At 37.0% G+C, this 24,127-nt stretch carries 21 protein-coding genes and 1 pseudogene; 11 read left to right on the forward strand and 11 right to left on the reverse strand.

Annotated features, from left to right (window positions below; all coding sequences use genetic code 11):
• Nucleotides 1-134: 134 nt before the first annotated feature.
• Entirely contained in the window at nt 135-602 is a 468-nt protein-coding gene (locus ACP6PM_RS20355) for a DUF4079 domain-containing protein (protein WP_293105182.1), read from the reverse strand.
• 780 nt (nt 603-1,382) lie between these two features.
• On the opposite strand from ACP6PM_RS20355, the pseudogene ACP6PM_RS20360 reads away from it, so the two are divergent.
• From ACP6PM_RS20360 to ACP6PM_RS20370, 3 genes and pseudogenes are all read left to right on the forward strand, one after another.
• Nucleotides 1,383-1,611, forward strand: a pseudogene (locus ACP6PM_RS20360) (IS200/IS605 family accessory protein TnpB-related protein); the annotation flags it as partial.
• Between the two features lie 187 nt (nt 1,612-1,798).
• A complete protein-coding gene (locus tag ACP6PM_RS20365) occupies nt 1,799-3,280 on the forward strand; it encodes an ankyrin repeat domain-containing protein (RefSeq protein ID WP_426587819.1) in 1,482 nt (493 codons plus the stop codon).
• Nucleotides 3,281-3,480: 200 nt separating this feature from the next.
• Nucleotides 3,481-4,569 carry an RNA-guided endonuclease InsQ/TnpB family protein gene (locus ACP6PM_RS20370; RefSeq protein WP_426587849.1) on the forward strand — a complete coding sequence of 363 codons (1,089 nt, stop codon included), beginning with the start codon at nt 3,481-3,483 and terminating at the stop codon, nt 4,567-4,569.
• A gap of 227 nt (nt 4,570-4,796) precedes the next feature.
• Here the strand turns inward: ACP6PM_RS20370 and ACP6PM_RS20375 are convergent, their stop codons facing one another.
• Complete coding sequence (locus ACP6PM_RS20375) at nt 4,797-5,102, reverse strand: Nif11-like leader peptide family natural product precursor (RefSeq protein ID WP_426587821.1); 306 nt, start codon at nt 5,100-5,102, stop codon at nt 4,797-4,799.
• A 523-nt stretch (nt 5,103-5,625) separates the two neighbouring features.
• On the reverse strand, nt 5,626-6,384 hold the full coding sequence (locus tag ACP6PM_RS20380; protein WP_426587823.1) for a phycobilisome rod-core linker polypeptide: 759 nt from the start codon (nt 6,382-6,384) through the stop codon (nt 5,626-5,628).
• Nucleotides 6,385-6,620: 236 nt separating this feature from the next.
• Here ACP6PM_RS20380 and ACP6PM_RS20385 point away from each other — a divergent pair, with 236 nt between their 5' ends.
• From ACP6PM_RS20385 to ACP6PM_RS20395, 3 genes are all read left to right on the forward strand, one after another.
• On the forward strand, nt 6,621-7,181 hold the full coding sequence (locus ACP6PM_RS20385) for a bleomycin hydrolase (RefSeq protein WP_426587825.1): 561 nt from the start codon (nt 6,621-6,623) through the stop codon (nt 7,179-7,181).
• A 128-nt stretch (nt 7,182-7,309) separates the two neighbouring features.
• Nucleotides 7,310-7,804, forward strand: coding sequence for a globin family protein (locus ACP6PM_RS20390; protein WP_426587827.1), 495 nt, complete (start codon nt 7,310-7,312; stop codon nt 7,802-7,804).
• Nucleotides 7,805-9,207: 1,403 nt separating this feature from the next.
• On the forward strand, nt 9,208-9,822 hold the full coding sequence (locus ACP6PM_RS20395) for a HEAT repeat domain-containing protein (protein ID WP_426587829.1): 615 nt from the start codon (nt 9,208-9,210) through the stop codon (nt 9,820-9,822).
• Between the two features lie 320 nt (nt 9,823-10,142).
• Here the strand turns inward: ACP6PM_RS20395 and ACP6PM_RS20400 are convergent, their stop codons facing one another.
• The 4 genes from ACP6PM_RS20400 to ACP6PM_RS20415 form a co-directional block, all read right to left on the reverse strand.
• On the reverse strand, nt 10,143-11,075 hold the full coding sequence (locus ACP6PM_RS20400; protein WP_426587831.1) for a HEAT repeat domain-containing protein: 933 nt from the start codon (nt 11,073-11,075) through the stop codon (nt 10,143-10,145).
• Nucleotides 11,076-11,383: 308 nt separating this feature from the next.
• Nucleotides 11,384-12,178 (reverse strand): phycobilisome rod-core linker polypeptide, encoded by a 795-nt coding sequence (locus ACP6PM_RS20405; RefSeq protein ID WP_426587832.1) that lies wholly within the window; start codon nt 12,176-12,178, stop codon nt 11,384-11,386.
• Nucleotides 12,179-12,356: 178 nt separating this feature from the next.
• On the reverse strand, nt 12,357-12,845 hold the full coding sequence (locus tag ACP6PM_RS20410) for a globin family protein (RefSeq protein WP_426587834.1): 489 nt from the start codon (nt 12,843-12,845) through the stop codon (nt 12,357-12,359).
• Nucleotides 12,846-12,920: 75 nt separating this feature from the next.
• Nucleotides 12,921-13,475, reverse strand: coding sequence for a phycocyanin subunit beta (locus tag ACP6PM_RS20415; protein ID WP_426587836.1), 555 nt, complete (start codon nt 13,473-13,475; stop codon nt 12,921-12,923).
• A 645-nt stretch (nt 13,476-14,120) separates the two neighbouring features.
• Here ACP6PM_RS20415 and ACP6PM_RS20420 point away from each other — a divergent pair.
• From ACP6PM_RS20420 to ACP6PM_RS20430, 3 genes are all read left to right on the forward strand, one after another.
• Nucleotides 14,121-14,414, forward strand: a complete 294-nt coding sequence (locus tag ACP6PM_RS20420; protein ID WP_426587838.1) for a GUN4 domain-containing protein — start codon at nt 14,121-14,123, stop codon at nt 14,412-14,414.
• Between the two features lie 64 nt (nt 14,415-14,478).
• Complete coding sequence (locus ACP6PM_RS20425) at nt 14,479-14,754, forward strand: hypothetical protein (RefSeq protein WP_426587840.1); 276 nt, start codon at nt 14,479-14,481, stop codon at nt 14,752-14,754.
• Between the two features lie 69 nt (nt 14,755-14,823).
• A complete protein-coding gene (locus ACP6PM_RS20430; RefSeq protein ID WP_426587841.1) occupies nt 14,824-16,098 on the forward strand; it encodes a HEAT repeat domain-containing protein in 1,275 nt (424 codons plus the stop codon).
• 618 nt (nt 16,099-16,716) lie between these two features.
• Here ACP6PM_RS20430 and ACP6PM_RS20435 read toward each other — a convergent pair.
• Together ACP6PM_RS20435 and ACP6PM_RS20440 are read right to left on the reverse strand one after the other, a co-directional pair.
• The gene (locus tag ACP6PM_RS20435) at nt 16,717-17,415 is read right to left on the reverse strand and encodes a caspase family protein (RefSeq protein ID WP_426587851.1); all 699 of its coding nucleotides are present in this window, start codon (nt 17,413-17,415) and stop codon (nt 16,717-16,719) included.
• Nucleotides 17,416-17,442: 27 nt separating this feature from the next.
• Nucleotides 17,443-17,841, reverse strand: a complete 399-nt coding sequence (locus ACP6PM_RS20440) for a Pepco domain-containing protein (RefSeq protein WP_426587853.1) — start codon at nt 17,839-17,841, stop codon at nt 17,443-17,445.
• A gap of 273 nt (nt 17,842-18,114) precedes the next feature.
• Between ACP6PM_RS20440 and ACP6PM_RS20445 the strand changes: the two genes are divergently transcribed.
• A complete protein-coding gene (locus ACP6PM_RS20445) occupies nt 18,115-18,936 on the forward strand; it encodes a tetratricopeptide repeat protein (protein WP_426587843.1) in 822 nt (273 codons plus the stop codon).
• Between the two features lie 325 nt (nt 18,937-19,261).
• Here the strand turns inward: ACP6PM_RS20445 and secG are convergent, their stop codons facing one another.
• Together secG and gpmI are read right to left on the reverse strand one after the other, a co-directional pair.
• Nucleotides 19,262-19,495 (reverse strand): preprotein translocase subunit SecG, encoded by a 234-nt coding sequence (gene secG / locus ACP6PM_RS20450; RefSeq protein ID WP_293095482.1) that lies wholly within the window; start codon nt 19,493-19,495, stop codon nt 19,262-19,264.
• Between the two features lie 61 nt (nt 19,496-19,556).
• Nucleotides 19,557-21,155 (reverse strand): 2,3-bisphosphoglycerate-independent phosphoglycerate mutase, encoded by a 1,599-nt coding sequence (gpmI, locus tag ACP6PM_RS20455; RefSeq protein ID WP_426587845.1) that lies wholly within the window; start codon nt 21,153-21,155, stop codon nt 19,557-19,559.
• A gap of 985 nt (nt 21,156-22,140) precedes the next feature.
• Between gpmI and ACP6PM_RS20460 the strand changes: the two genes are divergently transcribed.
• Nucleotides 22,141-22,755, forward strand: coding sequence for a hypothetical protein (locus ACP6PM_RS20460; protein ID WP_426587847.1), 615 nt, complete (start codon nt 22,141-22,143; stop codon nt 22,753-22,755).
• Nucleotides 22,756-24,127: the final 1,372 nt, after the last annotated feature.

The following is a 24,127-nucleotide window of genomic DNA, read 5'->3' on the forward strand; positions in this document are numbered from 1 at the left end:
TGATGGACGGGAATCCCGCGCTGCAGGTGCAGGTCAGCGTCGGGAGGATGTCAATTATAGCTGATTCATAAATCAAATATTAAACTATCTCTCAAGAATCCACGCGGATTTATCCGATGAACTGTCAAAATGTTTTACATATTGCTGATAATCCTTAACAGAATTTCTACACCTGTTACTGCTTGCCAACTAAAAAGGCCCAGGATTGAAACGTTCAGAACTATATGGCTGTACCGCGCCCAATCTTGGCCTTTCTGCATAAAAGGAGTTAAAGAAGCAGACAGAGCGATCGCTCCTGTCATGCCTAATCCTGCCAGGAGGTGAGGACCAAAAAACAGCTTACTATTATTAATATAAGTAACAGCCATTCCACCAAGAGACCCCAAAACCATGAAAGCTAGGATTAGGGAACCAACTTGGTGATGCTTGATTTTAAATTTAGCAAATTCTTTTTTCTTTTCTGTTTCTGTGGCAGTTCTACTGTTGCGAACTTTAATACCGAGATACAAGGCATAAATTGTCAAGGCCAAAAGTACCCACATAATAGCAGGATGGAAAAAGTTGAGCCATGGTTTAATAGATTCTGGAATTGGCAGATCCATAAATTAATCTTCTCTCTAGGATTCGTAAAAAAACTTTATAAAACTTAGTATAACAGCTAGCCGATCTTATTTGATAGTGACGCTCCCGATAGCCGATCATGTAGATAAGGTTTGGGTTTCTCCTGACCAGAGGGTAAGCTGACCGAAAAACTGGGTCTGATAAAAAAACGAATTAAAAAGTATCGCCAATTAAGTAAATCATCTCAACGTTGGTTGGAGACCTGCGCTCTCCCGTAGAGCAGCGTCCTCCGCGAAAACCAACCCATGCGGTTTTTACGATAGTATGCTATAGCAATGAGCGCTCAGGTATTTACAAGGCCAAGCTCAAAGTGCCTTCTAGAAAAGGCCTACAAAAAATAATGTGTAAATATGCCAGTGCACATTGCTATACTAGAGTTGTCGCTAAAGAGAGGGAAAAAATCACTCAAACCTAGACAGAGCAATAATTCTGGGTACTTTTATTTGCTAATAGTTATAATCCTTACAGGACAAGGCTTTCGGGAATTTTTAAGTTTATAAAGCGACAAGTCTACTATTAATAAATTAAGGCTGCTGGGCTAGTAGTGTCAGCGCTAGTCGCTCATGGGGGAGACCCCAAGACCGCGCTGGCAAGTCTTTAGGAGTGCGCCTTTAGACCGAAAAGAGGTTCGGCTAATTAGGCAAGTTTATTGTTTCGCTTGTAACTGCCTTTTTTGAATTTGGTATAAGAATACTCAAGGTTCTAAACGGTACGAAAAAGCTTGAGTCAGAGTCGCTAAATTTCTTGCCAAACTTAAATACACTAAAATCGATTTTCTCCATAAGTTATCCACTAAAATAATTCGTGAAAACCAAACAATTATTTTAGAATATTTGAATGTTTCTGGTATGGTTAAAAACCGAAAATTGTCTAGAGCAATTAGTGATTTAGGCTGGAAACAATTTCGCACCTTATTAGAAGCAAAAGCAGAAAAATATGGTCGTAATTTCAGAGTAATTAGTCGTTGAGCCAACTACCAAAATGTGTTAATTTAAAAAGAATTTTTCAGCAAACCCTAATTCGGTTTTGTTTCTTTGCGCCTAACAGCCGGAGAGGATGTCAAAGATAAGTGCCACGCAGGAATGCTCAACGGCGAGGGTTCTCAACCTCACCGTAATTTTTGATTCGGCGTCGGTAGTATGTCACAATCTGAAAAATAGAGATTATAGTTGTTGGTATGGCTTCGCAAAAAGAAGAAACAGCCTTAGTACAGGCTGTTAAAAATAGTAATCTTAGTCAAGTATCTGTCCTGCTTGCTCAAAATATTGATCCTAATGCTCAAGCTCTAGATGGGACAACGGCTTTAATGGTGGCCGCAGAAAAGGGATACCGTCAAATAGCTTCTGCATTACTAGATAAAGGCGCTGATGTCAACTATACGAGAAAAAAATTTGGCGCTACAGCTTTAATGTTGGCTGCAGCTCATGGCCGAGCTGAAATAGTAGAAGTTTTGCTCAGTAGAGGTGCTGATGTCAATGCCAAAAATGATGATGGTGCTTCTCCCCTAATGGTAGCCTCAATGAATGGTTATATTGTAGTGGTAAATCAACTCATAGCTGCTGGAGCAGATGTTAATGTGCTAGACAAAGACCATGATACGGCCTTGGGTTTAGCAACATCTCAAGGTTATCAAGATGTAGTTAAAGTCTTGCTCAATGCTGGAGCTAGGGTAGATGAGTCTACTTTATCTGTAGTTGCTAATAGTAATTATGCAGAAATAAGAGAAATTTTTATTAATCATGGTGTGGATGTAAATACTAGAAATTTGCAAAGTAAAACATGGTTAATGCAAGCAGCAGAAGCAGGTGATTTATCTACTGTAAATCAACTCTTAAAAGCTGGCGCAGATGTTAATTTTCGAGATAAAGATGGAGAAACTGCCCTGATTTTATCTGCTGATTTAGGTTATTTAGAAATTGTCCAAGCTTTATTAGAATCAGGGGCAGATGTAAATATTAAAAGTAGAAATGGCGGTACAGCTTTGATGGCTGCTGCTGCCGAAGGAAATGTGGCGATCGCTTCTACTCTATTAGATGCTAATGTTGATGTTAATATTCAAGATTTAGAAGGAGAAACAGCACTAAGTTTTGCCATAGTAGAACATCATACTGAAATGGTAAAGCTTCTCCTCGACCATCAGGCAGAAATTATTACTAAAAATCAAGCAGGTGATACACCTTTATTTAGTGCAATTTTTCATGGTTATACAGATATTGTATCAATTTTATTAGACAAAATAGAAAAGCAAAATCTGACATCTTTATTAAATAGTAAATATTTAGGGGAGACAGCTTTAACTTTAGCAATTTGGCATAAACATAGAGAGATTATTAATATTTTGCTAGATGTTGGTGTAGATGTAAATATTGCTGCCCAAGGAGGTTCTACTCCGATGATGAAAGCAGCATATCAAGGGGATATTGAAATTTTAAAGGTACTCTTAGAAAGGGGAGCAGATATTAATCTTCGAGATGATAATGAAGCAACAGCTTTAATGTGGGCAGCATATCAAGGTCATACTGAAGCTGTAAAATTGTTAATTGATTTTGGGGCTAATTTAACTTATAAAAATCGAGGCGGTTGTACAGCTTTAATGTTAGCAGAATTTAATGGTTATCAAGATATTATCAGGTTGTTGAATAAGGCGTTGCTGAATTAAGGGATGAATATTAAGTGGGGGTGGGACAGGCAGGATGCCTGTCCAAAAATATCAGGAACGGGCAAGATGCCCCCAAACACAAAACTATTAAAATCCCAAGCGCATTTATGCAACGCCTTGAATAATGCTGGAGCATTGACTTAATCAACGAATAACGATATAATACGTATTTAAGCACACCATTAGACAGGCTGCGCTCAATCTCCATGAAATCCATTAGAACCAAACTCAAATTAAATAATAAACAAAAAACTCTGATGGCACAACACGCAGGTTATAGTAGATGGTGCTACAACTGGGGTTTAAGTTTATGGAATGCTGCTTACAGAGATGGTGACAAGCCCAACCCTCGTAAACTGAGAGAGGTTTTTACCAATCATACCAAACCCCTCTACCCCTGGATGAAAAACTTGTCGTCTAAAGTTTATCAATATGCTTTTATAAACTTAGGTGAAGCATTTAAGAGGTTCTTCCAAGGATTGGGTAAACGCCCACGGTTTAAGAAGAAAGGTAAGTCTGATTCATTCACAATTGATAATTGTGGAAAACCCATAGAATTAAATGGATGGAGTCACAAATTACCTTTTATTGGTATGGTTAAAACTTATGAACCAATTGAAGCAACTACTCAAAAAATCACCATTAGTAGACAAGCAGGTGAATGGTATTTAAGTTGCAGCTATGATAAGCGTGCAACTCCCACGCCAAAAACTACTGAAGTTGTAGGTGTAGATTTAGGAATTAAGACACTAGCAACACTAAGTACAGGTGAAGTCTTCCAGAGTGTTAAGCCTTACAAAAAAGCGCAAAACAGACTAGCTAAGTTACAACGACAACTGAGTAAGAAAATTAAGCATTCAAGCAATTGGTACAAAGCTGTAGTCAAGGTAGCCAAACAACATAGACGAGTAGCTAACATCCGCAAAGATGCACTTCATAAACTGACAACATATCTAGCCAAGAACCACGGCATTGTTGTCATAGAAGACCTAAATGTATCTGGAATGTTAGCTAACCATAAGTTAGCTAAGTCAATAGCAGACCAAGGATTTTATGAATTTAGAAGACAGCTTGAATACAAGTGTCAATGGTACGGTTCTGAGTTAGTAATAGTTGATAGGTTTTTTCCATCATCAAAAACTTGCTCGAATTGTGGTCATGTTCAAGATATGCCCTTAAATGTAAGAACTTATGACTGCCCTGAATGTGGCTTGTCAATAGACAGAGATTTAAACGCCAGTATTAACTTAAGAAATGCGGTCGGCTTGACCGTGAATGCCTGTGGATGAGTAACCGCCGACGGCCTCAGTGGAAGCAGGAAGTAAACATTAAAATGTCACTAATTATGACGTTTTATATCGGTTTTATGAAGCAGCTTGAAGAAGGTTGTAGATTTTAGGTATTATATCAAATCTGGTAGTATCGGTATAAAAGTATAGAAACCGGGTTTGTATTAGATAGCCTACCATACTGACATCTATCTCCCATAAACCCGGTTTCTTATAGTTATCATCTTTTAACTGTATTTCACGCCAGAACGAAAATCATATTTTTCTTGTGTATCCCAAGGAGAGAAGGTGGACTGAGAATACTCAGCTAATGACTTAAAACCTGGCGGACAAAGTGCTGGACATATCTCGTTAATATCCTCTCTTTGAGGACAGAAATAGACACCTGCCCAACGGTTCCTAAATCGCCCCTTAATCTCTTCAGAGAAATTAAATCCTGCTTGCTCGGCGATACGGAGAATTTCCTCTGGTTGGGCATCTTTTAGCTGTGCTTTCAATGATTCATCTTTTTTGACAGCTACTATAGAACCCATTTGGTATCTTTTATTGAAATACAAAGGCTTTAGGAAAGCCGTTTTAAGGAGCCTAACAACTACAAGGGTTCAGGAGGCCGAAAAATTATGAAAAATGACTGCCAGAATCATCAAACCCAGATGGCTATTGAACTTGTAACTTCTTAAATAGATACCAAATGGCTTCTATAAAGTCCATAAGTTGTTGCTTAGACATTGAAAAAAAAGACCTTTACTAAATTTCTAAGTTTATGTGCCATGAACTTTCTCAGCGTTGCATAACTGGAAGAATTGTAAGTTCAGAGAAAGAGGAAGTAGAGGAAGTAAAAGATGGGATTTACCTGTTCGGTAATAGATTCATCCTTCGATTCAGCAACGCCTAACCCAGAGATGCTTGTCTTCCCAAGCTTTTGCCCTAGATAATTGAAAAAAGGGAAACAGAAACCGATCAATAACAATCAATTTCTATTTCCCCTTATTTTTTCACAAAAAATTTTAAAACAAAACTTTTTTAGAGATTTTTGAACCTACCCACAACCAAGCATTAGGTTTGTTCAGTAATACTAATAATCTTCCCACCAGTCCGATGAATGTTTTGCATAAATGGGGACATCTCAGCATAATTAATTGTCAGTTCTTTCTTACTGAGGTAGTTCAGCCTAGCTGGTGCTTTAGAGGTAGAGTAAACAATGCGAAAACGCTTGCCAGTATTGCCATAGTTCGCTCCATTTCCTTTAGTTTGAAGTTTAACAGGAGTTGGTAAATTACTGGCAAGAGAAGATAGCAATTGAGAACGACTATCGTTGTCATTAGTAGAAGGTCCACCTAATAAGGAAAATATCCGGTTAAAGGTGTCATTTTTGAAACCAATTTGGGAAGTAATACCATAGGGATAAGGGACAATCCATTCTCCAAAATTTTCGCTATATTCTTCACTATCAATATAGGAATCAATTTCAGCTTCGTATCCCTGTTCATTATACATTTGAACGTGCTGAGAAATTTCTGTTTGATCTTGAGGAGCACGACCTAGTAGGTGCTTGTAGTTTAACTCAATAAAGCGATATTGATTATTACTACTAAAGAACAGAGATTGATACAAGTCAGATTGAGCTACCTTTCTGACAAATCCCTTAACAGTAATTTCTCCATTACGCAGTTGAGACTCAGCACTTGAAAGACGATTGCTTTCCATAATATGCTGATTGCCCAATATCTGTTTGTAAACTGCGCTGATTACTATCTGTACATCTTCTTCAGTGGGATTGGGGCGTAGTTCTATAAGGGTCAACTTCAAAGGCATTTATACCTAGAGTTGCTAATGTAGCTAACTTTTCCATTCCTTTATTTATTGAATTTAATAAAAATTCTGCTTATATCTTATGTTGTTGACACCCCATTAGTTAGAAAATTGTAACAAATATTTACTTCTTTACAAAATATTACTTTCTTACTCAGAAAGCGAGACAAAACAGACCCTCTTGTTAGATAGTTAACTCAAGGTTACGAAAAAACAATTTTTAAACTAAGGAGAGCTCAATGTTAGATGCTTTTTCAAGAGCTGTAGTTACAGCAGATACAAAAACTGCTCCTATTGGTACTGCTGAATTAGCTAGCTTAAAAGAATTCATTGCTCAAGGCAACAGACGTCTTGATGCAGTAAACGCTATTGCTAGCAACGCAAGCTGCATGGTATCTGATGCTATCGCTGGTATGATCTGTGAAAACCAGGGATTAATCCAAGCTGGTGGTAACTGCTATCCTAACCGTCGCATGGCTGCTTGCTTGCGTGATGGAGAAATCATTCTTCGCTATGTTACCTATGCACTACTAGCTGGTGATTCTTCCGTTCTCAACGACCGTTGCTTAAATGGTTTAAAAGAAACTTATATTGCTTTAGGTGTACCTCTTCAATCTACTGCTCGTGCCGTTCAAATTATGAAAGCTCAAGCTGCTGCTCACATCAAAGATCAACCAAGTGACGAATTTGCAGGAGCTAAAAAGCGCATAATGGGTGCTACTGTAACAGAAGATCGCTGTGCTAGCCTAGTTGCTGAAGCAGGCACCTATTTTGATACAGTAATTGCTGCTCTAAGCTAATTTTTCTCAGAATATCTCGCCATACCCGGTCGAGACATCTAGTTATTGGCTTGTCGCTCTTTGACGATTAGCCAAACAAGTTTGAATCCAAATCTAATCAAGTCCAACAAAAAATAGAGTTTAAAGACATGAAATCAGTTATTACTACAGTAGTTTCCGCTGCTGATGCAGCAGGTCGTTTCCCTAGCAGCTCCGATCTAGAGTCCGTACAAGGTTCTATCCAACGTGCAGCAGCTCGTCTAGAAGCTGCTGAAAAGCTAGGAAGCAATCTTGATGCAGTTGCTCAAGAAGCTTATGATGCTTGCATCAAGAAGTATGGTTACTTAAACAACTCTGGTGAAGCTAATTCCACAGACACTTTTAAGTCTAAGTGTCTCCGTGATATCAAGCACTATATGCGCTTGATCAACTACTGCTTAGTTGTTGGTGGAACTGGTCCTCTTGATGAGTGGGGAATTGCTGGTCAGCGTGAAGTTTATCGTGCTCTCAGCTTACCTACTGCTCCTTACGTTGAAGCTTTAAGCTTTGCTCGTAACCGTGGTTGTGCTCCTCGCGATCTGTCTCCTCAAGCATTGACTGAGTACAATTCTCTTCTCGACTATGTAATCAACTCCTTATCCTAATTAAAATAGGAATTGAAGCAAGGGTGATACTTTTGCTTTAAAACTGGTTTAATTTTAGAACTTTGGAACTCTTAGTTTGTTACTTACCTAATAGTGGGTGAGCAACTAACCAAGAGTTCCTTGGTTTTTTTTGACTGAGGATAGAGGATAGATGATATTAAGTCTGAATAATTACTTGAAAATCCGTTCCAGTTGTAGCGGACTGAAAGGAAGCAATCTCAAGGTTTTATAAATTGCTTCCTTTTCTTCCTTTCCTGCGGAATGCGGAGGTAATACCATTTCTCAAAAAGAATGCTATATCCGATCGGGTGGGGAAGTGTGGGGAATGTGGTCCGTGTGGAAAGGAATAAACATAAGAATAATAAACATTAACTGGGCTAATAAAGAGCAAAAAAGTAATTTCCCCTGTGTTAATTACTTAATAACTGAAGTGCGACCTAAGTATAGCAATGCTTTTGGGAATTGGTATAACGTCAGACATGAAACAGTCGCTATGGACAACTCTTAAATCGGATTTGATATAAACAGGACTTACGCACCTAAACAAGAAACCAGGCGTTGCATATTTGCGGGATGAATTATTGTTTTAGAGAAAGAGGAAGTAAAAGCTGGGATTTACCTTTTTTGCAAAGATTCATCCCTTAGTTCAGCAACGCCAGAAACCAGGTTTATTGCCATGATTATACCAAGCGCGATAAATGTTACAAATCGTAGGTATGTTGCATGCAACCTCCGTAGGTCATATCAAATCCGGTCATTGGTGTAATTAGATAAAGAGGGTGGTCTGTGTGGTCCGTGTGGGGAGATGGGGAGGTAGGGAGACGCACAGATGAAGAAATATTTGGTAATAGACATCTCCAAAAATAAAAAGTAAAATCAATTCTTATCCAGAAATGATCGATTATTCTTCCCTGTTCCCTGTTCCCTGTTCCCTGTTCCCTGTTCCCTCTTTTCTGGAGATGTCTAATGGTTGAAGATGGAACATTTTTTTATACCGAATTAAAAGGATTTGATATCAGACGGCAATTGGAAGACGGAAGTTGGAATAAATATTGAAGAAAAAAAGGGAAAATGATAGATATAGCTTTCTCAAATGGGCGTTGCATATTTGCATTCTGGAATTATAGTTTTAGAGAAATAGGAAGTAAAAGATGGGATTTACCTTTTCTGCAAAGATTCATCCCTTTGTTCAGCAACCCCTCTCAAATGAATTGGAGAAGCTCTTTTTAAGTATCTCTGATCGCTTTTGGGACATTTTTGTAGTATTCTTTTTTCATACCTGGTATTATTGTATTTCAAATCACGAAATTTCCTTGATAAACCTGGTTTCTGCCTAAGTCCTAATAAAATGAAACAGTTAATTTCTTACGGTATACTTTATTTGTCAAATTACCCAGAAAAAGATGACACAATCCTCATTATTTGAGCAACTAAAACACCCTAACCCTAACTTGCGCGAGCGAGCAATGTGGGAAATAGCCGAAACTCGCGATGAAACTACTATTCCTCGCTTGATGGGAATTTTGGCAGAAGAAGATACCGTTTATCGGCGAGCAGCAGTTAAGGCATTGGGGGCAATTGGGATAGATACAGTACCATCTCTCGTAGATTCATTACTCAAAAGTGATAATTCAACTATTAGAAGTAGTTGCGCTAAAGCTCTAGCTCAGGTAGCTATCAACTACAAGAATGTTCCCTTCCCCTCTGAAGGAATTGAGGGTTTGAAAAAAGGACTCAATGATGAAAATCCTGTTGTTCATATTGCCTCGGCAATGGCGTTAGGGGTTATTGGTGTGCCTGCTTTAGATAGTTTGCTGGAAATTCTTGATGGGACTGATAATTTAGGCTTGGCAGTAGCAATTCTTAATGCTGTTAGCTCTATTGATGACGATCGCTCTAGAGAAGTATTAAGCAAATTAGCTAATGATGAATCTGCTGATACCTATGTACGGCAAACTGCTAATAGTGCTTTATCTCGCTTGGATATGTTGAAGTTTAAGTCAGGGAGTAGGGAGTAGGAGAGCAGGGGAGTTAACGAAGTCAGAAGTCAGAAGTCAGAAGTTATTTTTGTAACCGGGATTAGAGCAACCCTCCAAAAATATTTCGCCTTTTAAGGCGAAGTTTTAGACCCAATTATTTTGATAATTGATCTAAGACATAGGCAGAAAGCGGGTTTATAGAAATAAACCCAGTTTCTTGTTTGAGTGCGTAGATTTTGTAGCTGATTTACAGAAGGTCAGAGCTATATGCAGACATATTTAGTTATAAATTATTTGTAGTGCGGACATCTTGCCCGCGACTGATGTACCTCTACCTTATAACAAGGAGAATTGCTGTATTATTCCGAATCGTTTTCTGGAGATTGCCTCTCTAATTGAGTAATTGCCAATTTGATAATTTTCTTAATCTCTTCCTCTGACTCTTGTTCCCATGTTGCTCGCAACGGCTCTAAAGCACTATGGGAACGAATTTTCATTAAAGACAAAGCTGCTGCCTTGCGAGTTTCACCGCTAGTAGGATGATTGAGTAATTCAACTAGACTGGGAACTGCTGGTTTGTAAGCTAAATTTCCCAAAACTGCTGCTGCTTCAGTGCGTACCTCTTCTGACGAATCTCCTAGGGCAGTTATCAAAATATTGATAGCCTCCTCTTCTCCCGAATCTTGGGCAATTTTGGCGATCGCTCCTACTACAGCAGACCTAACTGCTACCTTTTCAGAATTAATCTCCCGATACAAATGCTCTTTTGCTTCAGGTCCAATAAATGCTAAAGCCCAAGCAGCATGACCTTTAGTGCTTTCTGGATATTCTGTCGATCCTAAAATTTCTAATAGCACAGGGGCTGCAGATTCTCCTATCCGAGCGAGAGCGCCAACTGACGATCCTTTAACTACCGTATCTTCATCATTGAGTAGAGCATGGACGAGGGGGGAAACTGTATCTGGATCGGCAATTAGGGTCAAAGTTTTGGCACTAGCTCGTCGCACAACAGGATTGGAGTGATTTAGAAGAGCTCCAGTCAAAAAAGGAGTAGCTGGTTTGCCAATTTGTCCAAGAGTCTCAGCAAAACCTAAGCGCACCATTCCCCGAGAATCGCCCAAGCATTCTACCATAAGTTGTAACCGTTGGCTATCATTGGTGTCAAAAGTTTTTTGGATTGCCTCTTGTCTAGTTTCTGCTAGAAAAGTATCTATTTCTTCTGGAGACAAAGTTTTTTGGGCTATTTCTTGTCTAGGTTTTGCTAGAGAAGTATCTGTTTGTTCTAGAGACATGGAAAAATTATAATCATTATGACAACTAATATTATGTTCGGATAATCAGTTATAAAAAAGTATTAGTTTGTAGTTGGGCTTTAGCCCGCTAAATGCGTATAGTCATTTTAGTTTAGACTGAGACAAAAATTTCTTACTATCAAAGGCTTTCAGCTTTAAAAATGTTTCATTCTTATTTAAAATGACTATACGAGCCTAATTATAAGTATTGAGCCGAACATAATATAATAATTACAATACATCAAAAAACCCCTGCTGTATTGCTAAACCAATACAGCACCGGGGTAGATTACATAAAAGGAAAAATACTATGCTACTTCTGTAATACTTAGAATTTTTCCACCAGTCTTGTGAATATTTTGAACTTGCTGAGACATCTGGCTGTAGTTAACTACACATTCCTGACGACTAAACTTGTTCAGTCTAGCAGGAGCTTTCGAGCTAGAAAACTCAATTCTAAAGCGCTTTTCTGTATTGCCGTAAGAAGCTCCGTTACCCACAGCAAGTAGCTTGATGGGAGTAGGTAAATTAGCAGCTACTGAAGTAATTAACCTGGCAGAGTTATCACTATCATTAGTAGCAGAACCCCGTAATAAAGAAAACGTCCGGTTGAAAACTTCATTTTTCAGCCCAACAATAGAACGAATACTGCGAGGATAGGGTACAATATTTTCACCAAAACTCTCGATATACTCCTCACTATCGATATAGGAGTTAATCTCAGATCCGTACCCTTCTTCGTTATAAATCTGAACGTGCTCAGAAATTTCCTCCTGTGCTTGAGGAGGACGACCTAATAGATGCTTGAAGTTTAACTCAATAAAGCGGTACTGAGATGAAGACTCAAAAAATAGTTTCTGATAAAGACTTGATTGAGCCACACTCCTAACAAACTCACGGACTGTAATGTCACCATTACGGAGCATAGACTCAGCACTAGATAGGCGATCGCCTTCCATCAGATACTGATTTCCTAAAACTTGCTTGTAGACTGCTTTTATTATTAACTCTAGTTCTCCTTCAGTACTATTGGAGTGGAGTTGTAGCGGATCGACTTCAAAAGCATCTAAACCAAGACTTGCTGATGTGGTTAAGTTTCCCATTACTTTTTTCCTAGAGACCTAATGGTTTAATTAAATTTCTGAAAAATTTATTTTGCTCTTAAATACTCTAAATTTTGCCTTGTTGTAGAATCAGTTAAAATATAATTAACACAATTTCAATTCATATCTTCTGAATCCTACTAACAAAGCAAAATTATGTAGCAATATTTTATAGAGATTACGACATGGAATTAATTAAATAATCAAGATATCCATTGTATTCTACCAAAGCTTGAGCAGACATATCACGATCTGCACAACCACGACTGCGGAGGAAGCTTAATCCAGTAATATAAGTAGCAGTATCAATACCCAAAGCGCGGTATACTTCTCTTGCTCCAGCAATTCCCCACTCATCAAGAGGACCTGTACCACCAACAATTAGACAATAATTAATCAAGCGTAAGTAGTGAACAATATCGCGCTTGCACTTATCTTTTTGAGCTTGTGCATCCATATCCCGGCCACTGCCATTGGGGAATTTGCTATAAATAGCATTAACAGCTTCTTGAGCTACAGCATCATAATTACCTGCTAATTTTTCAGCTGCTTCAAGGCGAGCAGCAGAGCGCTGTAAGCTACCTTGTACTGACTCTAGATCGGAACCACTGGGAAAACGACCTGCTAGATCGGCAGAAGCAACAGTTGTAGTTAAAACTGATTTCATGATTGAGTTTTTCTCCTCTTCTGAAAATAAATTGGGTTGAAATGTTAATTAGGTTAAGTCTAAAACTGGTTAATCTTAACTGATAGCAGCAATAACTGCATCAAAGTAGCCAGCACACTCACCGGCCAAACTAGAGCAGTCGCCTTGAGTAAAGCTCATCTTCTGGTATTTGCTTCCAGCTTGAGCTTCAGTGTTGGTAGCTGTGATGTGGGCAACAGCACAAGCTTTCATAATAGCAACAGCGCGAGCTGCATTACCTGTGGGAACTCCCAGAGCAGCATAAGTTTCTTTCAGACCATTGAGGCAGCGATCTGTGAGAACAGAAGCGTCTCCAGTTAACAGTGCATAGGTAACATAACGAAGAATAATTTCTCCATCCCGTAGACAAGCTGCCATTTTCCGGTTAGTGTATACACCGCCACCTGGTTCAGTTAAACCTGGGCTTTCGCAACAGATGCCAGCAACAGAGTCAGTAACAATACAGCTAGCATTGCTAGTAATAGAGTTAACAGCATCTAGACGCTTGTTACCCTCAGCAATAAATCCTTTTAAAGCTTCTAACTCTTCACCACCAACAAACTTACCACCAGCGTCAGCGCTAGTTACGGCTTTGGAAAAAGCATCAAGCATTGAATTCTCCTTATAAAGCTAATTCTAATATTTGACTTAAATAGTCACAAATTAAATATATAAGGCAATAGTAGTTTAAAATCTCGTTTATGAGAAACAAATTAATAAAAGTTCACTCAGTAATATGCAAAATCTATAAAGTTAATTTTTATTACTTTTACTACTTAATTGCTTGACAAAATTGTAGAAAAAAATTATATCTTATCGGACTTTTTTTGCTTTTGTCTAGGGAGTATTAAAGACAGGGATATTTTGTATTGGTGAATAATAGTATAATTTTAGAGATTAGCAGATCGAAAAAAGTGTTTTACTATCCAAAGTTAATAACTAGATTATGATACATAGAATCAGCAATACTGGATTTAAAAAAACACAATTTTCTCACAATATAGTTTGGAAGGTTTTTCTGAAAACAAAACCTCTTAAAACTAGCTTGATGGAAATTAATTCGACACAGTATTAGTCATATTTTCATCTGATTTAAAAGTAATATATCGACAACTATTTAAAGAAAATCGAAATTTATATTTTTTTCCTAATCATACACTAAACTCATTGTTTTTAGCAATTGTTTAGGAGTTAAATTTTATTTTTCCTACTCTTCTATATTTTAATAAATTAGTATTATTTTGGGTAAGATTACAAATGTTGATTCCAAAAATAGGAAATTCCGATCTTTATACAGAAGTGGATTTAGATTATCGTCCACTTAGAGATTTACTACCCTTTAAAGAGTGGAAAAAGGCTGATATAGAAACTCGGTCTTTGATACTCAGAGCCTCACCAGAAGGAAAAAAAGGTTGGTTGAATCGTTTTGATATAACAAACTTACCTAGTAGTGATTTAAACACTATCGAAAAATTATGGTTGAATTATAGTAATAAACGGTTTGGCTTTAGTATCGAAAAACATATTTGGTTAAGTGTAGGTGTCCAATAATTAATAATGAATAATGAATAATGAATAATTACTTCTCCTTGAAAACAGATAGGATTGACTAATCATGAAAATTTTTATTTATTATCCCCTTAAAAATGGAGGCTTTAAACCAAAATTTTTCGGTGAAATTAATATCTATGATTATAAAACATATAAAAAATTTAGTGAATGTGTAGGTTGGTTCTTAAAAGCAGAATGGCTTCTAGGATACAATCTATCAGAAGAGGATGGATTGTGGCTCTGTTATGACGATCTAAATTTTACTATCAATGCACCTAAAGGACATTTACGTACTGCACAGGATGGAGAGTGGCTCACTACTTTTACTTCTAAATTTTAAATATGTCCCAAACTATTATACGATCTATTCAAGAAACTAATTATTGATTGTAATTAACACGCCAAGAATATGGATAAGCGTTTTTTCAATATATTTCCTGGATTAACTGAAGAAAAAGCAATTGCTTTGTTAGAAGCACCCCTAGAAGAGTTAGAAGATAAATCAGACCGCTATATTGCAGCAAGTCATTTAGTTAATTTTCCCAGCGAACGATCGATTAATGCTTTAATCAAAACTATACAAGATACTAATCCAATTTTAGAACATAAAATTGCTAGACGTAAGGCGATCGAAACATTGGGGCGTTTGAATGTGGCATCAGCACTGCCTACAATTCGAGGTTGCTTGAGTGATGCAGACTGCTACACTACAGAAAATGCTGTCTGGGCAATTGGTCAAATAGGAACAGAAAATCAAGAAATTCTCGCAGAAATTGCTCAGTTGTTAGAAAAACCAGGTCAAAGTTATCGTTTAATTATTCAGGTGTTGGCAAAATTTAACTATCAACCTGCCATAAATAAAATTCAGCAGTTTACAGAATCCGATGACGAACCTATTGCTAGTGCAGCGATCGCTACTGTTTGTCGTTTAACAGGGGACTATTCTCAAATGACCAGAGTAGTCGAATTTTTACAACACTCAGATATTAATGCTAGAAGAGGTTGTATTCAAGACCTGATTGATGCTAAATATTATGAGTCAATTCCGAATATTGCTAAATGCCCTGTTTCAATGGTTTTTCGTCTTCGGGGAATTAGATTCTTAGCAGAAGCAGGCATTCCCACAGGTGAAATTAACTTTGCTGAAATCGAATCATTTTTAGATTCAGTTATTCGTGACCATCCCAACGATCTAGAGTTAGTTCACGAATATGACCAAACTCCAGCTTTAGAATTTGTGATTAAGGAATTATATAGTACAGATTTTGGCAGGTGTTATCTAGCTGGCAAAACTCTTTTAGAAGTTTACCCAGAAGTTGCAGGTGCAGCATTAATGACAACCTTTGCTGAAAGCGCTCATAATGATTATGGTGCTCACTATCATGTAGTTAAACTTTTAGGTTGGCTGAAATATGTTAATGCTTACGATCTGTTGGTAGAAGCACTGCACAACACAGCACCTCAGTTTCAGAAATCTCGTGGTGCTGCTGCACTTGCTCTGGCAAATTTAGGAGATGAACGGGCGATAGCTTTGCTCAGAGAAAGTGTTAGTCAGACAAGAATTTTTGACTTGAAATATGCTTGTTTGTTGGCGTTGAAAAAGTTAGGCGATAGTCAAGTTAGTGAGTTGTTTGTTAATGATTCAGATTTATTGATTCAAGCTAAAGCAAAAAATATGATTTGAGTTGTAAGATTTGAGTAGAGATGAGGAGTAGATACATTCATTTAACATCTACTTTTCCCACTTTAAATTATTACTATAGGAAAAATTTTTGATGCTAAGATAATTTTTGTTTTGAATTAATTCTATTTTAAATCATGTTTGGAGTTTGAGGTTCATCACGAAAAATCACTGATAAAATGTTTTCCATTAAGGGCATTCCTAATAAAAAAAACAACAGAATAATAATAAGTCTTATATCATGTTCGGATAATCACTTATAATAAAGTTTTTTCTTGTAGTATAGCTCTCAGCCCTATCTACAGTTCGGGCTGAGAACTATACTACGAACTTTAATTATAATAACTATTTAACCGAACATAATATTATTATTAAAACTTCATCAACTTTATTACTTAACTTTATTACCTTGAATACTTTTTATTCGTGACCCTGGCTGAGGAGCTTGTTTTTGTTTTTTATCTATTTGCTTATATACTTTGCGATACTCTTTGTCTTCATTTTCATCTAAATATACTCCTTGTTTTACATTTTTTACGTCAATTAAATTTTTAAACAGCGAATTTGCATCATACCATTTTTCTTTTTTTGAAGCTGTAAAAGCTTCAGTTATTAAATTTTTTATTCATCTTCATTAGCAGAGTTGGGAGTCAAAATTAAGTTAGAAATTTCTGTTGAATCATACCTTATAATAGGAGCCTGGTTACTTAATTTTGCAACTTCAAGCTGAAGATATTCGTCTAACTTTTGAGGAGTGACATATCCTTTTCTAAATGCTTCTAACAGCTTGTAAGTAAAAACTCCTTGTTGAACTTTGTCAAGTTCTCGAGATTTTTCATAAGGTCTACAACTGTAAATAAATATTTCTTCCATTTCACGTATTTGAGCTTGAACTGGCTCCCCTATTTGTGAAAAACTATTTTCACGACAAGCATCTATAATAACAACAATTTTATCAGCTCCAGGTTTTCGGAGTTGCTGCCTTACATATGTGACTGAAACAGAAGTTCCACTAAGGTCTCTCTTGCTAGCATCACGAGGTAAGAGATAGTCTTCTTGATCATCGTCTTTCCTTGCACCATGACCACTAAAGAAAAACCAAAAATCACCGCCACCCTCTTCTATAAATTTTTCTTGATATTCCTCTGGTAAACCTAAAACATCTTTGATATTAGCGTAGGTGGGAAGATAATTCTCTTGTGGAGAATTATCTGTGTAACAGAATACATAATTAAATTTTTCTTTCTTGAGCAAAAAATCTCTCATTTTCTCAGCATCATCTGCTGCATAGTTGAGCTTTAATTCAGGATACCTTACTATTCATTAACTCCAATGGTTATACCAATCTTAAACATTCTGTTTTTGTTGCCGTTTGAACTTAAGTTTAATAGCACCTGTAGTGCCACTAGCTAATGCACCAGCACCAAATAATTTAAGTTCTCCTTTTTCACTAATTTCAACTGAAAGTTCAATCTCATCCAACTTCAATTCTTTTTCTTTAGTTTCTCTTTCAGCTGTATCCAGCAGTTCCTCAATAAGATTTACCAACCTGGTCATTTCTGCTTTTAGAGTATCGACTTGAACAGTTTCGATTTTAGGTTTAATTTGATTGAAGACCTTTGAAATAGCTTTACCCGTTGAAGATGGAAAACCAATACCTCCTTTGTCACGTCCTTCGCTATCATATTCTGCTCTGGGAGCATCAATGCTGTAAGTTATAACTTGAATAGTATCTTCAGAAATAATATAATTACTCCTTTGTTATTTTATGATTAATGCTTTAACTACTAATAAATAAAATTCTTTCAAGTTCAGATAATTTATGAGTCAATACAACCGTTATTCATACCTAGATATTGAGTCAAGGTATTCAACTATAAGTCCCATCAAAGCCAGATTTTTCCTATTAGCATCTTGATACAGAACTTATCTGAATCTAACATTCTGCTCAACTCCATTAGACACAATCTTACCTTACACATATACAGTATGATAAAAAATGGTAAAAATAAAATTAATATGCTGCACTTAATTCGGAAACTTTTCATAACAATTCTTTTATTCTCTGTATTTTGCTTGAGTAACCCATCAAATGTAATGGCTGCAACTCAACCACAAAATATCACCCCCACTCAATTAGAAGAATTAGACAATCTATTTAATCAAGCCTTAAATGCTAGTAATAACAGTGACTTTGCCAACGCCGAACAATTATGGACTCAAATCCTAGAACAATATCCCGACAACCCTGCCATCTGGAGCAACAGAGGTAATATCAGACTCAGCCAAAACAAAATAGAAGAAGCAATATCCGATTATGAAAAAGCAATAGAAATTGTACCCTTAGCACCAGATCCCTACCTAAATCGTGGTATAGCTTATGAAAGACTCCAAAAATGGTCAGAAGCGATCGCTGATTATGATCGAGTCATTGAATTAGATCCAACTGACCCAGTTGCCTACAATAACCGTGGGAATGCAGAAGGAGGATTAGGAGAATGGGAAAAAGCGACTGAAGATTACAAAAAAGCTTCTGGATTAGCTCCCGAATATGCTTTTGCTCGTGCCAATTATTCTCTAGCTCTTTATGAAATTGGACAAACTCAGTCAGCAGTACAAACCATCAAAAGTCTTGTCCGTAAATATCCTAACTTTGCAGATATGCGGGCAGCTTTAACTGCTTGTCTCTGGGAACAAGGCAAACAGGGAGAAGCTGAGAGTAACTGGGTAGCTGCTGTTGGATTAGACCCTCGTTATCAAGACCTTGATTGGGTAGCTAATGTTCGTCGTTGGCCACCCACATTAGTTAATAGTTTGGAGAAATTTATCAAAATACAATAAATATAGCACTTCCTGCCGGAAATAGGGTAGGGGTTTGGAGACCAAACCCCTACGAATGAAACAGGAAGCTTGTATCCACTTCTGAATGTGGCGATAAATATCAAAAATACGGCGGCAGGGCATTCCGTTCTTAAAGCTCTTAGAGTCCGATGCTGTTCAGGACTGGGAAAGGAGAAACCCACACTATACCGAATGGTTAGTGTGGGAGTATCTCACAAATTTGAGCTTCCTTAAATTGGTCAATATACAATTCAAGCACTGATATAACTAGATTCACCGATTTACCATACAAATCTCTGGTAAAGTTTTTTCCTTTGTCAGGAAGCTATTGTGGCAACCACCCTGCACTAAGAAGTACAGTTAAACCCATAAAAAGCACAGAGAAAGTCCAAGTAATCCGATTTAAAGTTATCTCAGCACTCTTAGTGCTAGTAAATAATTGAGCTTGTCCACCAATACCACCTATCCCATCACCTTTGGGACTATGTAACAAGACAAATACAACAATACCTATAGCTGATATAATCCAGATAATTTCCGCAAGTTGAACAACATTCATAGTCTTCTCATTAATTAATCAAGTTAAGGTCATTTTACTAATAACTTAGTGTTGAGAAACCTTACAAACCCACTCGCACAGGAGTACGATTTTGTTTGAGATCGTACTCTGTCTTATCAATCATTGACTTTCCAGTCATTTCAGCAGGTTGAGGCAGATTGAGAATTTCCAAAATAGTTGGTGCTACATCTGCCAACCGCCCATCATTTCGTAGAGGTACTCTAGTCCCATGACCAGGAATTTTACGTCCCTCTCCTTCTATCAGTATAAATGGCACCGGATTTGTAGTGTGGGCTGTCCAAGGGTTGCCATGTTCATCCCACATATATTCAGCATTTCCATGGTCAGCAATTATTATTGCTGTGCCACCTGCTTGACTAATACTCTCTAAAAGCTTTCCTAGACAATGGTCAACTGTCTGAATGGCACTTACTGCAGCATCCATAACCCCAGTATGACCCACCATATCAGGGTTGGCATAGTTAATGACGATTAGAGAATAGATTTGCTTTTTCACTGCAGCGATCGCCACTTCTGTCACATCTTCTGCAGACATTTCGGGTGCTTCATCATAATGAGCTACCATTGGACTTTGAATCAATTCTCGGTCTTCTCTCTCAAATGGTTGCTCGAAACCCCCATTAAAGAAGTAAGTTACATGAGCATACTTTTCAGTTTCCGCAGTACGGAACTGACGTAGACCATGTTGAGAAATTACCTGTCCCAGAATATTATTCAAATTTTGAGGTTCAAAAGCCACTAAAACTGGGAAATTAGAATCATACTGAGTAAAAGTTAAAAATGTCAATGGTTGAATTTGTTGGCGGTCAAACCCATTAAAATCTGTATCTACAAAAGCTTGAGTTAATTGACGCGCACGATCTGGGCGAAAATTAAAGAAAATTACTCCATCTCCTGCTTCTACAGCTCCAGGAGTTACTCTAACTGGGATAAAAAACTCATCTGTTACACCCTCACTATAGGAATTTTGTAGTAAATCTGAAGCAGAATGACCAATTCCATAACCATCTTTAGTCATTACTTCATAAGCTTTTTGAATTCTGTCCCATCGTTTATCCCGATCCATTGCATAATAGCGACCACTAAGTGTAGAAATTCTTCCTACACCAATTTGATTAGTATGATATTCTATCTGTTTAAGTACCTGAACTCCTGATTTGGGATTTGTATCACGTCCATCAGTAATGGCATGAATACAAACATCATAAATTCCTTTGGCCTTAGCCATATCCAGTAAACCTAATAAATGGTTTACATGGGAATGAACTCCTCCAGGGGAACATAAACCCACTAAATGTAGTTTAGAATTACGAGCTATCACATCCTGGCAAATCTTTTCAATAGCTTGGTTTTTTGCTATTGAGCCATCTTCTACTGCATCAGAAATTCTTACTAATTCCTGGGGAACAACTCGTCCTGCTCCAATGTTTAAGTGACCAACTTCTGAGTTACCCATTTGACCTTCTGGCAAACCTACTGCTTTCCCAGAAGCTTGAATTAAAGTTTTGGGATAAGCTTGCCAAAGACTATCAATTATAGGTGTGTCACCCATAGAAATGGCATTTCCATCTTTGTGTTCTCGATAACCCCAACCATCTAGAATAATTAGTACAACCGGAGATATAGAACCATTATTCATAATTTATTACCTTTTATGCCTCATCTCGGTTTTATAATGAAAAATCTCAAAATACTATAATTTAGTATTTTTTTCTCTATCGTAAGTTCAATTAATTTTATCAAAATAAAAGTTATATAATATCTTAATAAATAAAATTATAAAATATACTTAAAGCCATTCTAGCGATGGTTTTAAGTTGATGTTGAATATATGGGGAAGAGGACTACTGCTAATTAGTCGGAAAGAAATCAAAAGCTCTGTAGTGATATACTTCTAGACTGAAAGTTAACATCACTGTAGACTTCTTCTCCTAATAAAAAATAAAATCTTATTAAGTAGAGTCAGAATAGTTAATCTAGTTGGATTATGACCGAAAACTTTCATCAAGGGTGAGCAACACTTGATATTCCGGCCTAAGCAAACCTAAAGAAAGATTTAACCTTAATTTAACAAACAATTTCTAACCATCATCAAATCCTTACTATTTCAATTTCCCTATCCATCATAGTTAACTTTAATTGGTATTTAAGCTATTAATTATGACTCATTCTGGCTGGTTCACAGACTCCTATAAACAGCCTAACTATAATTTTAACAAACATTTATCACCCTTGGTATAACACAGTAGACTTCTTGTAGAAGTTAGGGAACAAGGAATAGGGAGATTAAATTGTTGATTTCATATCTTGAATTGATTTAATTAAAACTTTTGCAAGAGATATAGTGAAAATCTTGATTTAATTAAGGTTTCGGATTTATTCGGCCAGCCCTAATTATGTCTGATTACTTACTATAATAATTGCGAGGTTTTCAAATTACTTAGGAAGAAATTAAGATTTAAACCAAAGAGTAAGGAGAAATAAATCTTCTGAAATTCTTAAAAATGATGAAATTTTGATATTGATTGGAGAAAAACTGAAAATTTTGATGATGGAGCTAGCAGAAACGCTAATATCAACTATAAAATTAAAGTGATATTGCCAAACAGAAACAAAACCTAAAAATGAGCAAGCTTTTGTATTTCGTCAGTATAGGAATATTAGCTTTCTGGATACTTAGATGTGAATCCCTAGCAGTTAATGATGAGGAGATGCAACTGATAACATTATCAGATTCCAGCAGTTTTTATCAGCAAATCCTAGCTCAGGTCTCAGCCCCTCCATCTTCTGATTCACCATCTCCATCAGCAGAAGTTCCGGAAAAATCTAATACAGTTGCTAACTTGATCAAATCTACCGATCCAGAAGAAAGAGAAAAATCTCTAAAACAAAATCTCGAAAATCAGCTAGATAGTATTACAACAGATCAAAGCGTTTCGGAAACAATATTTGTTCCTAGGACTAGAGATCCATTTTCTGTTGTGCCCCAAATTCCAGTACCAGAATTAACACAAGAAGAATCTTCAGTAAGCCAATTACCAGATATACAAGGCCAACAATTGCCTAGTCTACCCACCCTTCCGGAAACCAAATCTCCTGTTACTTGGCAACAAAACGCTAGAAGAATAGTACCAAGTGACGATAGTCTGGATATAGCACAACAAGGCCGTAGAAGACTATCACCCGCTACTTCAGTGTTTGAACCTAGAAACTCTGTATTTGTAGAACGTGGTTGTTAGTTTTGTCTTTGATATAACCTTGCCCAATTTTTGGGTTTAAAGCCTCGCTCATAAGGGGGCTACTTTAGTATAGTCAGAGAACTGGAAAAATATTCGGTAGTCCTTTGATGATTGTGATTTAGGGTAGAGGTAGGGAACACTTAACACTTAACTGGGAACAGAAATTATCTTAAATTCTTAGTTTCAAAGAAATAGTATTTCCTTGACTACTTGACTTTTTTTAATATATCACTACTTGTATACCACTACCAAATATTCAACCGCTCTAAAAACCTATAGCTATCAATATGGGTAGTACACTTCACCTTTGAAACTAGAGTTATTGGATTTTGCCAAATTTGAGCTTGTGGATGGAAAAACTCTAAGCAAAAAGTACCAGAGAACCAAGTTTTTTTTAGGTTTAACTGTACCGTAGGAGATAGGTCTACAGGCTTTTAAAAGAGAGCAAATGCTTGGGAACAGAAGCATCTCTGGATTAGACTTCCCAAAGCATTTGATTTAAGTTGACTAAATTTTTCGCTATGGGAGATGAAAGTCATAGCCTTGCGCCAGCAAACCAAAAATCCTGGTTTGAGTATAATCTCCGTGCCTAACTAACCGTCGAAGAGTATCTCAAAAAAAACTATTTCGGTTTAGTAGCGCGTCTAGTTTTAAAATGTGGGTAAATTTGAGTTAATGAAGACCTCTCCCCCAACCCCTCTCCTTGTAGGAGAGCTATCCCTGATAAGGAATTCCTGAAAACCTTGTGAGGAGGGAGGGGAGTGTGGGAAGGGAGGGGAGTGTGGGAAGGGAGGGGAGTAAGAATTTTATCTTTGGTTCTCAAATAAATGTATTTTTCAATACGTTTATTTGAGAAAAAGTCTCTCCAAGACTAACCCATAAATTATCGATTTTGTCAAGTTTTATGTTAAGAAAGATGTTTATAAAGCATAGGGGTAGTCCTGCATAGTAATGGTGAAGATGTATATTTTTTTTAATTTCTTCCCACACTCCCCACACTTTCCACACTTTCTCTACCATTACTATGCACCACCACCAGCATAGGTAGGAGAGGGGGGATAGTTTACCTACAATTTTAGTCTAGACGCGCTACTAGGTAAGGTAAACTAGCTGCTGTGAACCCTGTGTTTGAAAAATCTTAAATTTGGTTTAGGTTGGAAAAGGCAGATGTTAGTGAAGCTTGCCCGAAGAATGGGATACCTAGTTTGCATCAGCGTGGCTTGGGTCAATATGAATAAAAACTGATTTATTGATTTATCTAATGTTGGCATTCCCATACGACGCTCCCTTACAGGAGAGCGTCGTATGGGAATGCCAACCTATACTATAATAAAATTACTTAATGTTTTGTTGTGTGATCTGAAAAGTAAGA

Origin of the sequence: Dapis brunnea BLCC-M229, from assembly GCF_050015995.1 — a bacterium.
GTDB lineage: Bacteria > Cyanobacteriota > Cyanobacteriia > Cyanobacteriales > Microcoleaceae > Trichodesmium.

Coding starts and splice junctions, on each gene's coding strand:
- ACP6PM_RS20380 (WP_426587823.1), bottom strand. CDS start 6,384: ATGCCTTTGAAGTTGACCCTTATAGAACTACGCCCCAATCCCACTGAA.
- ACP6PM_RS20390 (WP_426587827.1), top strand. CDS start 7,310: ATGAAATCAGTTATTACTACAGTAGTTTCCGCTGCTGATGCAGCAGGT.
- ACP6PM_RS20460 (WP_426587847.1), top strand. CDS start 22,141: ATGAGCAAGCTTTTGTATTTCGTCAGTATAGGAATATTAGCTTTCTGG.
- ACP6PM_RS20430 (WP_426587841.1), top strand. CDS start 14,824: ATGGATAAGCGTTTTTTCAATATATTTCCTGGATTAACTGAAGAAAAA.
- ACP6PM_RS20425 (WP_426587840.1), top strand. CDS start 14,479: ATGAAAATTTTTATTTATTATCCCCTTAAAAATGGAGGCTTTAAACCA.
- ACP6PM_RS20445 (WP_426587843.1), top strand. CDS start 18,115: ATGCTGCACTTAATTCGGAAACTTTTCATAACAATTCTTTTATTCTCT.
- secG (WP_293095482.1), bottom strand. CDS start 19,495: ATGAATGTTGTTCAACTTGCGGAAATTATCTGGATTATATCAGCTATA.
- ACP6PM_RS20385 (WP_426587825.1), top strand. CDS start 6,621: ATGTTAGATGCTTTTTCAAGAGCTGTAGTTACAGCAGATACAAAAACT.
- ACP6PM_RS20400 (WP_426587831.1), bottom strand. CDS start 11,075: ATGTCTCTAGAACAAACAGATACTTCTCTAGCAAAACCTAGACAAGAA.
- gpmI (WP_426587845.1), bottom strand. CDS start 21,155: ATGAATAATGGTTCTATATCTCCGGTTGTACTAATTATTCTAGATGGT.
- ACP6PM_RS20375 (WP_426587821.1), bottom strand. CDS start 5,102: ATGGGTTCTATAGTAGCTGTCAAAAAAGATGAATCATTGAAAGCACAG.
- ACP6PM_RS20405 (WP_426587832.1), bottom strand. CDS start 12,178: ATGGGAAACTTAACCACATCAGCAAGTCTTGGTTTAGATGCTTTTGAA.
- ACP6PM_RS20355 (WP_293105182.1), bottom strand. CDS start 602: ATGGATCTGCCAATTCCAGAATCTATTAAACCATGGCTCAACTTTTTC.
- ACP6PM_RS20415 (WP_426587836.1), bottom strand. CDS start 13,475: ATGCTTGATGCTTTTTCCAAAGCCGTAACTAGCGCTGACGCTGGTGGT.
- ACP6PM_RS20365 (WP_426587819.1), top strand. CDS start 1,799: ATGGCTTCGCAAAAAGAAGAAACAGCCTTAGTACAGGCTGTTAAAAAT.
- ACP6PM_RS20420 (WP_426587838.1), top strand. CDS start 14,121: ATGTTGATTCCAAAAATAGGAAATTCCGATCTTTATACAGAAGTGGAT.
- ACP6PM_RS20395 (WP_426587829.1), top strand. CDS start 9,208: ATGACACAATCCTCATTATTTGAGCAACTAAAACACCCTAACCCTAAC.
- ACP6PM_RS20410 (WP_426587834.1), bottom strand. CDS start 12,845: ATGAAATCAGTTTTAACTACAACTGTTGCTTCTGCCGATCTAGCAGGT.